The organism is Salegentibacter sp. BLCTC, from assembly GCF_015143665.1.
Lineage (GTDB): Bacteria > Bacteroidota > Bacteroidia > Flavobacteriales > Flavobacteriaceae > Salegentibacter > Salegentibacter maritimus.
In genome coordinates this window covers 368,885-382,383 of record NZ_WYEW01000001.1, presented here as the reverse complement: position 1 = coordinate 382,383, position 13,499 = coordinate 368,885, and the positions used below count along the sequence as shown (strand labels likewise).

At 36.4% G+C, this 13,499-nt stretch carries 11 protein-coding genes; 5 read left to right on the top strand and 6 right to left on the bottom strand.

All coding sequences use genetic code 11. The annotated features are described in order from the left end of the window. Positions 1 to 147 precede the first annotated feature (147 nt). Positions 148 to 1,545: a class II fumarate hydratase gene (gene fumC / locus GUB10_RS01745; protein ID WP_193709717.1), complete on the bottom strand. Its 1,398-nt coding sequence runs from the start codon at positions 1,543 to 1,545 to the stop codon at positions 148 to 150. Between the two features lie 184 nt (positions 1,546 to 1,729). Between fumC and GUB10_RS01740 the strand changes: the two genes are divergently transcribed. Beyond that, positions 1,730 to 1,906 (top strand): hypothetical protein, encoded by a 177-nt coding sequence (locus GUB10_RS01740; RefSeq protein WP_176132705.1) that lies wholly within the window; start codon positions 1,730 to 1,732, stop codon positions 1,904 to 1,906. A gap of 191 nt (positions 1,907 to 2,097) precedes the next feature. On the opposite strand, the gene GUB10_RS01735 is transcribed toward GUB10_RS01740, so the two are convergent. The 4 genes from GUB10_RS01735 to prfB all read right to left on the bottom strand — a co-directional run bounded on the left by GUB10_RS01735 (position 2,098) and on the right by prfB (position 6,657). Continuing rightward, positions 2,098 to 4,626, bottom strand: coding sequence for an outer membrane beta-barrel family protein (locus tag GUB10_RS01735; protein WP_193709716.1), 2,529 nt, complete (start codon positions 4,624 to 4,626; stop codon positions 2,098 to 2,100). Between the two features lie 118 nt (positions 4,627 to 4,744). Beyond that, a complete protein-coding gene (locus tag GUB10_RS01730; RefSeq protein ID WP_193709715.1) occupies positions 4,745 to 5,119 on the bottom strand; it encodes a hypothetical protein in 375 nt (124 codons plus the stop codon). 30 nt (positions 5,120 to 5,149) lie between these two features. Beyond that, positions 5,150 to 5,491 (bottom strand): arsenate reductase (glutaredoxin), encoded by a 342-nt coding sequence (arsC, locus tag GUB10_RS01725; RefSeq protein ID WP_193709714.1) that lies wholly within the window; start codon positions 5,489 to 5,491, stop codon positions 5,150 to 5,152. Positions 5,492 to 5,558: 67 nt separating this feature from the next. Continuing rightward, positions 5,559 to 6,657, bottom strand: a protein-coding gene (gene prfB, locus GUB10_RS01720) for a peptide chain release factor 2 (protein WP_193709713.1) whose coding sequence is annotated in 2 segments (ribosomal slippage) — positions 5,559 to 6,593 and positions 6,595 to 6,657 — 1,098 coding nt in all. Because the reading frame shifts where the segments join, the coding sequence is not laid out codon by codon here. 287 nt (positions 6,658 to 6,944) lie between these two features. Between prfB and GUB10_RS01715 the strand changes: the two genes are divergently transcribed. Continuing rightward, on the top strand, positions 6,945 to 7,973 hold the full coding sequence (locus GUB10_RS01715) for a low specificity L-threonine aldolase (protein WP_193709712.1): 1,029 nt from the start codon (positions 6,945 to 6,947) through the stop codon (positions 7,971 to 7,973). 150 nt (positions 7,974 to 8,123) lie between these two features. On the opposite strand, the gene GUB10_RS01710 is transcribed toward GUB10_RS01715, so the two are convergent. Further along, complete coding sequence (locus GUB10_RS01710; RefSeq protein ID WP_193709711.1) at positions 8,124 to 8,447, bottom strand: YbaB/EbfC family nucleoid-associated protein; 324 nt, start codon at positions 8,445 to 8,447, stop codon at positions 8,124 to 8,126. A 63-nt stretch (positions 8,448 to 8,510) separates the two neighbouring features. On the opposite strand from GUB10_RS01710, the gene GUB10_RS01705 reads away from it, so the two are divergent. The 3 genes from GUB10_RS01705 to GUB10_RS01695 all read left to right on the top strand — a co-directional run bounded on the left by GUB10_RS01705 (position 8,511) and on the right by GUB10_RS01695 (position 13,379). Continuing rightward, on the top strand, positions 8,511 to 10,637 hold the full coding sequence (locus GUB10_RS01705) for a S9 family peptidase (protein ID WP_193709710.1): 2,127 nt from the start codon (positions 8,511 to 8,513) through the stop codon (positions 10,635 to 10,637). A 289-nt stretch (positions 10,638 to 10,926) separates the two neighbouring features. Continuing rightward, on the top strand, positions 10,927 to 11,967 hold the full coding sequence (locus GUB10_RS01700; RefSeq protein WP_193709709.1) for a PLP-dependent cysteine synthase family protein: 1,041 nt from the start codon (positions 10,927 to 10,929) through the stop codon (positions 11,965 to 11,967). A 146-nt stretch (positions 11,968 to 12,113) separates the two neighbouring features. Continuing rightward, entirely contained in the window at positions 12,114 to 13,379 is a 1,266-nt protein-coding gene (locus tag GUB10_RS01695) for an aminotransferase class I/II-fold pyridoxal phosphate-dependent enzyme (protein ID WP_193709708.1), read from the top strand. The last annotated feature ends 120 nt before the right edge of the window (positions 13,380 to 13,499 follow it).

The window sequence follows — 13,499 nt, the reverse complement described above, 5'->3', positions numbered from 1 at the left end:
TCTAATGTGCTTCGAAAGTCAACAACTTAGATACCCGATAAATAATCGGGGCAGGCTCTGAAATAAATTCAGGATGACGAATATTAATAGGAAAAGCCTGTCTAAAATTCTTAGACAGGCTTTTAGTTTTTATGAAATTTGAATTAATTATTCTATATTTCCAACCATGTCTTTAGGTTGTACCCACTCATCAAATTGCTCTTCAGTAAGATGGCCTAATGCTACCGCAGCTTCTTTAAGCGTGGTTCCATCTTTATGAGCTTTATTGGCTATTTCTGCAGCTTTGTAATACCCAATTTTAGTATTTAAAGCGGTAACCAACATTAAAGAATTATTTAAATGCTCCTGGATTCTTGGTGTATTTGCTTCAATTCCACTTGCGCAATTTACATCAAAAGATGCACAAGCATCACCAATAAGTTCTGCACTTTGTAAAAGGTTAGCGGCCATAACCGGTTTAAAAACGTTCAATTCAAATTGGCCTTGCATTCCGCCAACACCAATGGTAACATCGTTACCCATAACCTGGGCGCAAACCATTGTTAAAGCTTCACATTGGGTTGGATTTACTTTTCCGGGCATAATAGATGAACCGGGTTCGTTTGCAGGAATGTTTATTTCTCCAATTCCACTTCTAGGCCCTGAAGAAAGCATTCTAATATCATTTCCTATTTTGTTTAAAGATACGGCCAGTTGTTTTAAGGCACCATGAGTTTCAACAAATGCATCGTGGGCAGCAAGAGCTTCAAATTTATTTCCGGCAGAAACAAAAGGAAGTTCGGTGAACTTGGCAATATACTCAGCTACCTTTTTAGAATAGCCTTCGGGTGTATTGAGTCCGGTTCCTACAGCGGTGCCACCAAGTGCTAATTCAGCCAAATGCGGTAGGGTGTTTTCAAGTGCTTTAATACCGTAATCCAACTGGGCTACGTAACCGCTAAACTCTTGTCCTAAGGTAAGGGGAGTGGCATCCATAAAATGGGTTCGACCTATCTTAACAACCTCTTTAAACTCTTCTGATTTTTTCTTAAGTGTATTACGTAATTGTTTTACACCTGGAAGTGTTACAGCTATAATTTTTTGATACGCGGCAATATGCATTCCGGTAGGAAAGGTGTCATTAGAAGATTGCGATTTGTTTACATCGTCGTTAGGCTGAAGTGTTTTTTCGCCTTCTCCAAGTTTTTTTCCTGCCAATTGGTGGGCACGATTGGCAATTACCTCGTTTAAATTCATATTACTTTGAGTTCCACTACCGGTTTGCCAAATAACCAATGGGAACTGATCGTCGTGTTTGCCTTGAAGTATTTCGTCGCATACCTGGGCAATTAAATCTCTTTTTTCTTCAGGTAAAACACCTAGTTCGCTATTTGTATATGCAGCGGCTTTTTTTAGGTAAGCAAAGCCGTAAACTATTTCCAATGGCATACTCCCGGCAGGCCCAATTTTAAAATTGTTTCTGGAACGTTCTGTTTGAGCACCCCAAAGTTTATCTGAGGGTACTTTTACTTCACCTATGGTATCTTTCTCTATTCTATAATCCATAATTGTTATATTAGTTGTGACAACACAAATTTACAAGTTAACGGCATTTTAAAGGAATAAATGAAGAGAATTTAGACTTTAATTTTCCTAATGTTAATCAGGTCTTTTGTAATTTCTGAAAATTTAATTGTGATAAGCCGCCAAAGCTTAGTATATTTGACCAGATCAAAAAAATTTGGTAATTATGTTCGAATTCGATCAATATCTCGGTTTTCTGGCTTTCCTGGTTATTTTAACTATGGGATTCTGGCTTATGATTTTCCTAATGGCTATTTTACCTTATTGGATAGGCGGTTCGGTTGGAGAATTGCTTAAAGAAAAGAAAGAAGCAAGGAAAAAGGCAAAAGAAGAAAAAGCATAAAAAAAGGGACTATTAAAGTCCCTTTTTTTATGCTTTGTTTTTGTGAAATTAGAAGGAGGCTGTCTGAAAAGTCTATTCTCGTCAAGCTGAACTTATTTCAGCTTCTAACATGGTTTTAATTACCAACACGGTAGATTTTGAAATAAATTTAAGATGACGCTTTTAAAACCTTTTCAGACAGCTTCTTATGATTACCCTTCAAAACCTTCATCAAAGTCCTGATTTCCATTACTACGTCGCTGTTCGCGTTTTTGTTGGTTAAACCTGTAAATTAGAGAAACATTTACAGACTGTCCCTGTCTCCACTGAAATTCACTATCCTGGTTAAAAAATTCTGTAGAGGTAAAGCTGGTTCTTTTTCTACCGTTAAATATATCCCTTACGTTTAAGGAAAGTGTAGCTTTATCGTTTAGAATTTCTTTGCTGAATGCCAGGTCCACATTTAGAATTCCATCCTGGGTTCCCTGAATTTCGTCTGAAGGCCCGCGATAAAATAAATTGGTTTGCCAATCTATTTTTAGTGGTAAGGTAACTTTTGAGCTAAACCTACCAAACCAACTTGAGTTATCCTGGCTATAATCGTTTCCATTAAATTCTCCGTCCAGTTTAAAACGGAAAACATTCACGCTTCCGTTAAGTCTTAGCCAATCTGCCGGATTGTAAAGAAAACCTAATTCACCACCCATTCTGTCGTTTGTCGCAAGATTAAATGGGATGCTTCTTATCACCTCAATTTGTTCTCCAGATGGGCCGCTAATAAACACTTCTTCTCTTACTCTTTGGAAAGCATCGGTTTCTCTTTGATAGTAAATAGAAGAAGTTAGGGTGAACTTATCCCATTTTTTTAAGTAGCCTAAATCAAAAGCGTTAGAAAATGCCGGATTTAGATTTGGATTTCCCTGGAAGATGTTATTACGGCTGCTTCTTGAAGGGAAAGGGTTTATATACCAACCTCTTGGTCTGTTTATTCTTCGGTTATACCCCAGGGTCAAATTTTCATCTTCACCAAGCTCATAAATAAGATTTAGGGTAGGGAATAGGCCAAGATAGTCGTTGTTAAAATCTGTATCTATATCGAATGAAAACTCTTCCTGCAATTCGGCTTCAGTTAATTCTGAATCAATTTTTCCTTGTAGGTTGGTGTTTTCTAATCTTAAACCAAGAAGAAAGCTGAAGTTTCCAAATTTAGTACCGTATTGTGTATACAAAGCCTGCACATTTTCAGAATAGTCAAAAACATTGGTCTGGTTTTTATTCAGTATAAACTCGCCAGGATTGTTTTCCTGAAATAGTTTATAATCTGTTATTTCGTTTTCAAAATTACCACGATATCCCGCTTCAAATTGTGACTCCTCGCCAATAGGTAATACATAATCTGCCTGTATTAAATATTCTTTTTTATCTTCTTTGGTAAGGGTAGATTCAGATGGTATATCTATAGTCGCATTTTCTGTATTGTTATAGGTGGTGAACTCATTTATGAAAGCGTCTTCAGTTTCACTATCATTTTCAAACTGAAAATCGGCGGTAAGTTTATGCCCTTTATTATCGAACTTTTTTACATAATTAAGGGAGAACTGGATACTTTCATCCTCTTCATTTTCAACTTCCCTTCTGTTAGTTCCTAAAAGCTCGGTATCTCCCAATAGGTAGTCGTTCATATTATTGGTAAGATCTCTGTCATCACCAAGTCTATAAAATACAGCACCGGTTATTGAAGACATGTCAGATAGGTAGTATTCCATTCCAACATTAGTGTTGAAACCACGGTTTATCCTGTTGTAGTCCCTATCTTCAATATTTCGATCGTACTTTAGGCTGTCTAAAATAATATCTGTTCTTGGGTCAAAAAATCGTGTGTCGAAGAAACCATAACCGGGCGACTCTGAATACCTGTACCCTGTAGTGGTGAACAGGTTGTATTTATCGGTACGATAGTTTAGGTTGGCAGAAATACTCCCATTTTCAGGAATCCCACCATTTACAGTAACAGAGCCATTAAAGCCAAGTGTTTCTTTTTTTCTAAGAATAATATTGATAATACCTGCAGTACCCTCGGCATCATACCGGGCAGAAGGAGATGTAATTACTTCTACGCGCTCTATAGCTTCAGCCGGTAATTGACTTAAAACATCGGTATTGCCAAAACCTGCCATTGCTGAAGGTTTACCATTAATAAGAATTCTCACATTATCATTTCCCCTTAAGCTTATTCCGCCCTCAATATCTACCGAAATAGAAGGGACATTGTTTAGGGCGTCACTTACAGTACCACCTGCAGTGGTAAGGTCTTTTCCGATATTATATATTTTTTTATCCAGCCTAATATCAACCTGAGTGGTCTCAGCACGAACAATTACTTCATCCAGATTATCAGAACTTACTCCAAGTTCTATGGTTTGTAGATTTAAATCTGCATTAATCTTACGATTATTGAATCGTTTGGTTTCGTAAGAAATAAATTCTACAACAATATTATAAGTTCCGGGTGCTACTTCAATTTTAAAAACACCCTTATTGTTAGTGATGCCTCCATTAACATTTTCTGGATTATTAACATCAACAACAGAAATTGTTGCATATTCTAATGGAACATTTAGTTCGTTGTCCATTACTTTTCCGGAGATTTCGTAAGAATTCCCGGAAGTTTGTGCAAAACTGCTTAAATTAAAATAAAGAAAAAACGCCAGGCTTAGCGTGTAAAAGATTTTGGTGGTCATAGAATTTTTTATTCTTAGACCTTCAATTCTTAAAATGGTTTAACGCAATGTGGGTTAAACTCACGTTAAATATTGATTTAGATTGTTAAATCGAGTTTTTTTGATTGAAAATCAGTTCTTAAGACCTTTGACTAATTTTTTTATTTAATTCTAAGTATTTCTGAAATTGTTTTCCTGTCATTATTTTTTGCAGCTTTGTGTGTTCTGCTTGTTGAATAGATTTTAGTTTGAAAATAATATCATCTTCATGTAATGCGGTAGCATTTATAATTTCATTTTTCTTAAGCGTGTATTCAATTATTAGATCCTCAAGTTTTTCGGTTTGTTCAAAATTAAGATCCAGTTCTTTTTTCCAGGTATAGGCAAGCTCCCTGGCAATTTCAATAAGTTCTTTTCTGCTTTTTCTGTTTAGGTGAAATTGGGAATAAATAAAGCCTGCCGCTATAAAACCGGCGATACCACCTACTATTGCTATTTTATGTTGAGTTTTCATTTCTTTAGTGCTTTGATATATTTACTTTACTTACAATATATCTTCAATATTAGAGCTAGGTCTACCTACTACAGCTGTGTTAGATGTTTCTACAATGGGCCTTTCAATAAGTTTTGGGTTCTCTACCATTACAGTAATTAACTCTTTGTCGCTTAAATCTTTGTTTTTATAATTTTCTTTCCAAATTTTCTCATTACTACGAATTAGTTGCATTGGATAAAAGCTTAATTTTTCTAAAACTTTACCTAGTTCTTCTTCTGAAAGAGGCTCTTTTAGGTACTCTCTAACTTGATATTCTTTTCCAGAGTTTTTTACAAGTTCCAAGCCCTCTCTAGATTTTTTACATCTTGGATTGTGATAAACAGTAATCATAATTTGTTTTTTACGATTTTAAAATAAACAATAAATTTTAAATCTAAAATATAATGGCAGAAATCTATCAATCTTCCTGCCGTTGTCCCATCATCATTAAAAAAGCTTTCAGGAAAACATCAATTTCCCCGTTCATTACAGCATCTACATTTCCGGTTTCTTCTGCTGTTCTTACATCTTTAACCAGTTTATAAGGATGCATCACATAATTTCTAATTTGCGACCCCCATTCTATCTTCATTTTAGAATCTTCAATTTCCCTACGTTGTGCCTGTTGCTTTTGAAGTTCAATTTCATATAACTGACTCTTTAAAAGCTGCATAGCCTTGGTCTTGTTTTCCAGTTGAGATCGGGTTTCTGAATTCTCAACAACAATCCCGGTAGGAGCGTGGCGCAACCTAACTGCTGTTTCTACCTTATTCACATTTTGTCCTCCCGCACCTGAGGAACGCATGGTTTCCCAGGAAATTTCTGACGGATTGATGTCTATTTCTATAGAATCATCGGCCAGTGGGTACACATAAACGGAGGCAAAAGAAGTATGTCGTTTTGCATTGCTATCAAATGGAGAAATCCTTACCAATCTGTGTACACCATTCTCACCTTTTAACCATCCAAATGCAAATTCCCCTTCAATCTCTAAGGTAACTGTTTTTATGCCCGCAACATCCCCTGCCTGATAGTTTAATTCTTTGACCTTAAAATTGCGTTTTTCGGCCCACATCAGGTACATGCGCATAAGCATTTGAGCCCAGTCGCAACTCTCGGTACCACCCGCACCTGCAGTGATCTGTAAAACAGCGCTTAGCTTATCGCCTTCTTCAGAAAGCATATTTTTAAACTCAAGGTCTTCAATAAGCGCCAAAGCCTGCTCATTCTTCTCAATAACATCGTGTTCGCCTGCTTCACCTTCTTTATAAAACTCATAAAGAATATCCAGGTCCTCTACCAGGGTTTCAGATTTCTCAAATTCTTCCACCCATTGTTTTTCAGAATTAAGATCACGCATAATGATCTCGGCTTTTTTTGGGTCATCCCAAAAATCTGGAGCAAAAGTTTTTTCCTCCTGATTGGTGATTTCTATTTTCTTGGCATCAATGTCAAAGATACCTCCTTAACGCACCAAGGCGCTCTCTAAGATCTCTAATATGCTCGTGTGTAATCATACATCTAAATTTTAAAGTAAAAATAGAATTTAAGAATAGGCCGGGAAACTATTTAACGATATTTTTATAGTTTTAAAATTTCCTGAAATTGCCCTAAAAGAAAGGCTTTAGACTTATTCTCCTGTTAGTCAGTTTCTCACTTGCTGAAATTTGATCATTTCATTTTGAAGAAGGAAAATTTAAGAGAATAATAGGGAAAGTATTAAATTGGATTTTTAGAGCTTAAGAGCTTATACTTCCTATAAAAAATGAATATTTATATTTCGAATTAAGTCAAAATATATTTTATGAAAGAAATAGACCTTAGAAGTGATACAGTAACCCGTCCTACCAGCGGGATGTTAAAAGCCATAATAGGTGCTGAAGTTGGTGATGATGTGTACAAGGAAGACCCTGGTGTAAATGCTTTGGAAGAAAAGCTGGCAAAAATGTTTGGAATGGATGAAGCGTTATTTTTTCCAACCGGGAGTATGGCGAACCAGGCCGCTATAAAATTACATACACAACCGGCCGAGCAGCTTATTTGTGATAAATGGGCGCATGTTTTTAATTATGAAGGGGGAGGAGCTTCGTTTAACAGCGGAGTTTCCTGTAAATTGGTAGACGGCAACCGTGGAATGATTACTGCTGCACAGGTTGAAGAAAGTATCAACCCTCCAGATTTTTATCATAGCCCTCTTACCAGTTTGGTTTGTTTGGAAAACACTACTAATAAAGGGGGCGGAGCCTGCTATGATCTGGAGGAGATTAAAAGAATAAGAAAAGTTTGTAATACCCATAACCTGGGCCTTCACCTGGATGGGGCAAGGCTTTTTAATGCGTTGGTTGCTAAAAATGAAGATCCCAGGGATTACGGGAAATTATTCGATACTATTTCGGTTTGTCTTTCTAAAGGACTTGGAGCCCCTATGGGTTCTGTGCTAATTGGAGGCGAAAAAATAATGAAAAATGCCATTAGGGTTCGTAAAGTTTTAGGCGGCGGAATGCGACAGGTTGGTTTTATGGCAGCGGCCGGTACTTACGCTCTGGATAACCATGTAGAACGCCTGGCCGAAGATCATAAAAGGGCAGCCGATATAGCCAAAACACTGGAAAACGCTAGTTATGTTGGCGAAGTGGAAGAAGTAGAAACCAATATTGTTATTTTTTATCTTAAAAAGGCTTCAGATGAAGCTGCATTTATGAAAAATCTGGCAAAAGAAAATATTAGGATAAGCAATATGGGGCAGGGAAAATTAAGAATAGTCACCCATTTAGATTATTCCGAAGAAATGCACCAGAAATTTTTGAAGGTGCTTAAGGAACTTATACTATAAGAGACTTAGGTAAAATAACCTAAAAATAAACACCTCACAGACTCTAAAATCTGTGAGGTGTTTATTTTTTAACTGAATAGTAAATAACCCGTGGTGAGCCTCTTAGAAGTCTCGATAATTATCGGGATAAATCTCGATTCTCGAATAAAATTACTTAAGCATATCCATTCCCGGAATGTCTGGCATTCCATCTTTGGCAACTGCCGCAAGTTCTTTTTCATGGATATCAGAAGCTTTGGCAATGGCTTTGTTTAAAGTAAGTACCAAATAATCTTCTAATTGCTCTTTATCCTCAAGTAACTCGTCGGCAATATTTATATTTTTAATCTCACGAGTGGCGGTAATGGTTACACTTAGTAAGCCGTCGGTTGATTTTTCTTCAATGCTAACGGTTTTTAATCGTTCTTTAGTTTCTTCAACTTTTTGCTGGGTTTCTTTTATTTTATTCATCATACCCATCATATCTCCAAACATAGTCTCTTTTTTTAAAATTTATGAAAGGCAAATTTACTAAATTACAGGATTAATCCTGTTAATATGAAGAGACTATTATGTATTTTACTGGGAAGCATTACCTTTGCAGGCGCTCAAAATAATGCAGATTTGAAAAAAGAAATTATACCGCCTAAAGCGAAGAAAATAGCTAAAAAGCTGGAGTTTCACGGAGATGTGAGAGTAGATAATTATTACTGGATGAACAATAGGGAAGACCCCGAGGTAATAGATTATTTAAATCAGGAAAATGCTTATAATAAACAAATGACGGCTCACACCAGTGATTTTCAGCAGCGGTTATTTGAAGAAATGAAGTCCAGGATAAAGGAAGACGATGAGTCGGTTCCTTATAAATTAAATGGTTATTGGTATTTAACCCGGTTTGAAATAGGAAAAGATTATCCTATTTACTCGCGTAAAAAAGAAAGCCTGGAAGCGCCTGAAGATTTGCTTTTTAATGTAAATGAAATGGCCGAAGGCTTTGAGTATTACAGCCTTGGCGGATTAAATGTGAGTCCGGATAATAAAATGGTCGCTTTTGGGGTTGATACCTTAAGTAGAAGAAAATATACCATTCAGATTAAAGACCTGGAAACCGGAGAAATTTATCCTGATAAGATAGAAAATACTACCGGTGGTTCTACCTGGGCCGCAGATAATAAAACGCTTTTTTATACCAAAAAAGACGATCAAACCTTAAGGTCTTATCGAATTTACAAACATATTTTAGGTACAGACTCTTCTAAAGATGAGCTGGTTTATGAAGAGGCAGATGAAACTTTTAATACCTATGTTTATAAGTCGAAATCCAGAGAGTATATCATTATTGGGAGCCATAGTACCTTAACTACTGAATACCGAATTTTAAAAGCTGATAACCCCAATGGCGAGTTTAAGGTTTTTCAGCCCAGAGAACGTGGCCTGGAATATAGCATTGCGCATTTTGAAGATAGCTTTTACGTAATGACTAATAAAGATGGTGCTACCAATTTTAAATTGATGAAAACTCCGGTTGAAAAGACAAGTCAGCAAAATTGGGTAGATGTAATTCCACATCGGGAAGATTACTTATTGGAAGATATAGATATCTTTAAAAAGTACCTGGTGGTTAGTGAAAGACACAATGGCTTGAATAAGATAAAAGTAATGCGATGGGATAATTCTGAGGCGTATTATATTCCATTTGATAATGAGACCTATACGGCCTATACCTCAATAAACCCTGCTTTTGATACGGAAATTTTAAGGTTTACCTATAACTCCATGACAACGCCAACATCGGTGGTAGATTTTAATATGGAAACCCAAAAGAAGACGGTTTTAAAAGAGCAAGCTGTTTTAGATAAAAATTTTGATAAGAATAATTATACCTCAGAAAGAATTTGGGCAACGGCAAAAGATGGTACTAAAATTCCGGTTAGCCTGGTTTACAAAAAGGGAACCAAATTAGATGGGAATAGTCCGCTTTTACAATACGCTTATGGCTCTTATGGCTCTACCATAGATCCTTATTTTTCTACAGTGAGGCTTAGCTTGTTAGATCGTGGTTTTATCTATGCTATAGCACATATTCGTGGCGGGGAATACCTTGGCCGTAAATGGTATGAAGATGGGAAGCTTTTCAATAAAATGAATACGTTTACCGATTATATAGATGTTTCAAAATATTTAATTCAGGAAAAATATACTTCTGCAGAACATCTTTATGCTATGGGTGGTTCTGCAGGTGGTTTGCTTATGGGGGCGGTTATAAATATGGCTCCGCAACTATACAATGGTGTTATTTCTGCCGTACCTTTTGTAGATGTGGTAACAACAATGTTAGATGATAGCATTCCATTAACTACCGGTGAATATGATGAGTGGGGTAATCCTAATAACAAAGATTATTATGATTATATGATACAATATTCACCTTATGACAATGTAGTGGCGCAAAACTACCCTAATATGTTGGTAACAACGGGCTTGCACGATTCTCAGGTTCAATACTGGGAACCTGCGAAATGGGTAGCTAAATTAAGGGACCTGAAAACCGACAATAATTTGTTACTTTTTCATACCAATATGGATGCAGGCCACGGTGGGGCTTCAGGACGTTTTGAAGCTTTAAAAGAGGTGGCTGAAGAATATGCATTTTTACTGGATTTGGAAGGAATTGACCACTAATTAAAAAATTTACCTTAAATTTGGACGGTTTTACTTCTGTGTTTTTAGGAAAAATCGCCTCTTTGGAGGTTTGAGAAGTATTGCAAAGAGAATTTGAATATAGAGGGATAAGCCTCTAAATATTCGAAGGTTTATAATAGAATAGAAATAAAATTGGCATTGAATGTCAGTGTTTTATTTCGATTGGTTCGGAATAAAAAAATAAGATATTTTCAGTATTTCTGAAATGTTTTCACGCTCAAGAATTGGGCAAAATCTTTAACCCAAATTTTGTAAAGAACTTCGATTTATGAAAGAAGATTTGCAAGTATACGATCACGTATTGCAGCTTATAGGCAATACACCTTTGATAAAACTTAATAAAATCACCCAAAAATTTAAAGGAGAATTTTTCGCTAAGGTCGAAGCCTTTAATCCGGGACACTCTGCAAAAGACCGTATTGCACTTTATATTATAGAAGAAGCAGAAAGAAAAGGTATTCTAAAACCTGGTAGCACTATTATAGAAACTACTTCTGGGAATACCGGTTTTAGCATTGCTATGGTAAGTGTTATTAAAGGCTACGAATGCATTTTAGCGGTAAGCTCTAAAGCCTCTAACGATAAAATAGACATGTTAAGAACCATGGGGGCCAAGGTCTATGTTTGTCCTGCACATGTATCGGCAGACGATCCCAGGTCTTATTATCAGGTGGCAAAAACCCTTCACGCAGAAACAAAAGGTTCGGTTTATATCAATCAATATTTTAACGATTTGAATATAGACGCGCATTTTAATTCTACCGGTCCTGAAATTTGGAATCAAACAGAAGGAAAAATAACTCATCTTATTGCTTGTAGTGGTACAGGTGGTACAATATCGGGAACTGCAAGGTATCTAAAACAACAGAATCCTGATTTGAAGGTTATTGGGATAGATGCGTATGGCTCTGTTTTAAAGAAGTATCATGAAACTAAAGAGTTTGATGCCAATGAAATCTATCCTTACAGAATAGAAGGTTTGGGTAAAAACCTTATTCCTTCGGCTACAGATTTTGAAATTATAGATCGTTTTGTAAAGGTTAGTGATGAAGATAGCGCCCATACGGCAAGAGAGCTGGCTAAAACCGAAGGACTCTTTGTAGGTTATACCAGTGGAGCTGCTACACAAGGCTTAAAACAACTTGCTGAAGAAGGCGAATTTGATGAGCATAGTAAAGTAGTGGTTATTTTTCCAGATCACGGTTCACGTTATATGGGAAAAGTTTTTAGTGATAATTGGATGGAAGAGCAAGGCTTTTTTGATACCAAAAACGAAATTGAAGCACAACCTATAGAAATAATTAAATAAAGAATATTTTGAAATTGATTCAGAAATAGAAACGAAAAAAGCATCCCCCTAGGATGCTTTTCTTTTATTTGAATTTTAAGAAAAAAATAACTTTGTACAATTGAGCCAATTTTAAGTACTTTTGCGGCTTGACTAAAAAAAGATTGATGAGGGATTTATTTGATAAGATATATAAGGATAAAGGACCATTAGGAAAATGGGCAGAGCAGGCAGAGGGGTATTTTGTATTTCCAAAACTTGAAGGCCCTATCTCAAACAGAATGAAGTTTAGAGGGAAAAAAGTAATTACCTGGAGTATTAATGACTACCTGGGGCTTGCTAATCATCCCGAAGTAAGAAAAGTAGATGCTGAAGCCGCTGCAGAATATGGATCGGCATATCCTATGGGAGCCAGAATGATGAGTGGACATACGCATCTTCACGAAAAACTACAGGATGAACTTGCTTCTTTTGTTCATAAACAATCTGCTTATTTGTTAAATTTTGGTTACCAGGGAATGGTTTCTACCATAGACGCGCTGGTTTCTAAACAGGATGTAATTGTTTATGATGTAGATGCTCATGCCTGTATTATAGACGGTGTACGACTACACCTGGGGCAGCGCTTTACTTACAAGCATAATGATCTTGATAGTATAGAGAAAAACCTGCAACGTGCCACGAAAATTGCAGAACAAACAGGAGGAGGGATTTTATTGATTTCTGAAGGGGTTTTTGGAATGCGTGGAGAGCAGGGAAGATTAAAGGAAATTGTTGAGCTTAAGAAAAAATATAATTTTAGGTTATTTGTAGATGATGCTCATGGTTTTGGTACCCTTGGAAAAACAGGTGCCGGTGCCGGTGAGGAGCAGGGAGTACAGGATGAAATAGATGTTTATTTTGCTACGTTTGCGAAGTCTTTGGCTAGTACAGGAGCATTTATTGCAGCCGATAAAGAAATTATAGATTATTTGAAATATAATTTACGCTCTCAAATGTTCGCTAAATCCCTACAAATGCAATTGGTGGTTGGCGCATTAAAACGTTTGGAAATGTTAAGAACAATGCCTGAGCTAAAAGAAAAGCTTTGGGAGAATGTAAATGCACTTCAAAACGGACTTAAGGATAATGGTTTCGATATAGGAACTACACAAAGCTGTGTAACTCCTGTGTACCTTAAGGGTAGTATTCCAGAAGCTATGGCTTTGGTTAAAGACCTTAGGGAAAACCATGGCGTTTTCTGTTCTATTGTGGTATATCCGGTAATTCCAAAAGGACTTATTTTATTGAGAATGATTCCTACCGCTTCTCACACTCTCGAAGATGTAGAAGAAACCCTACAAGCTTTTTCAGCTATTCGAGAACGTTTAGAAAATGGAACCTACAAAAGATTATCTGCTTCAGTTTCTGCCGCAATGGCAAGTAAAGAGTAGGTATTAATTTATTGGAATAAAGCTTAAAAAACCGTTTAGAAGTTATTTTTCTACGTCACCCTGAACTTGTTTCAGGGTCTAGTTTCATTTAAACTTAGAAGCTGAAATAAATTCAGTTTG

Coding starts and splice junctions, on each gene's coding strand:
- fumC (WP_193709717.1), bottom strand. CDS start 1,545: ATGGATTATAGAATAGAGAAAGATACCATAGGTGAAGTAAAAGTACCC.
- GUB10_RS01740 (WP_176132705.1), top strand. CDS start 1,730: ATGTTCGAATTCGATCAATATCTCGGTTTTCTGGCTTTCCTGGTTATT.
- GUB10_RS01735 (WP_193709716.1), bottom strand. CDS start 4,626: ATGACCACCAAAATCTTTTACACGCTAAGCCTGGCGTTTTTTCTTTAT.
- GUB10_RS01730 (WP_193709715.1), bottom strand. CDS start 5,119: ATGAAAACTCAACATAAAATAGCAATAGTAGGTGGTATCGCCGGTTTT.
- arsC (WP_193709714.1), bottom strand. CDS start 5,491: ATGATTACTGTTTATCACAATCCAAGATGTAAAAAATCTAGAGAGGGC.
- GUB10_RS01715 (WP_193709712.1), top strand. CDS start 6,945: ATGAAAGAAATAGACCTTAGAAGTGATACAGTAACCCGTCCTACCAGC.
- GUB10_RS01710 (WP_193709711.1), bottom strand. CDS start 8,447: ATGTTTGGAGATATGATGGGTATGATGAATAAAATAAAAGAAACCCAG.
- GUB10_RS01705 (WP_193709710.1), top strand. CDS start 8,511: ATGAAGAGACTATTATGTATTTTACTGGGAAGCATTACCTTTGCAGGC.
- GUB10_RS01700 (WP_193709709.1), top strand. CDS start 10,927: ATGAAAGAAGATTTGCAAGTATACGATCACGTATTGCAGCTTATAGGC.
- GUB10_RS01695 (WP_193709708.1), top strand. CDS start 12,114: ATGAGGGATTTATTTGATAAGATATATAAGGATAAAGGACCATTAGGA.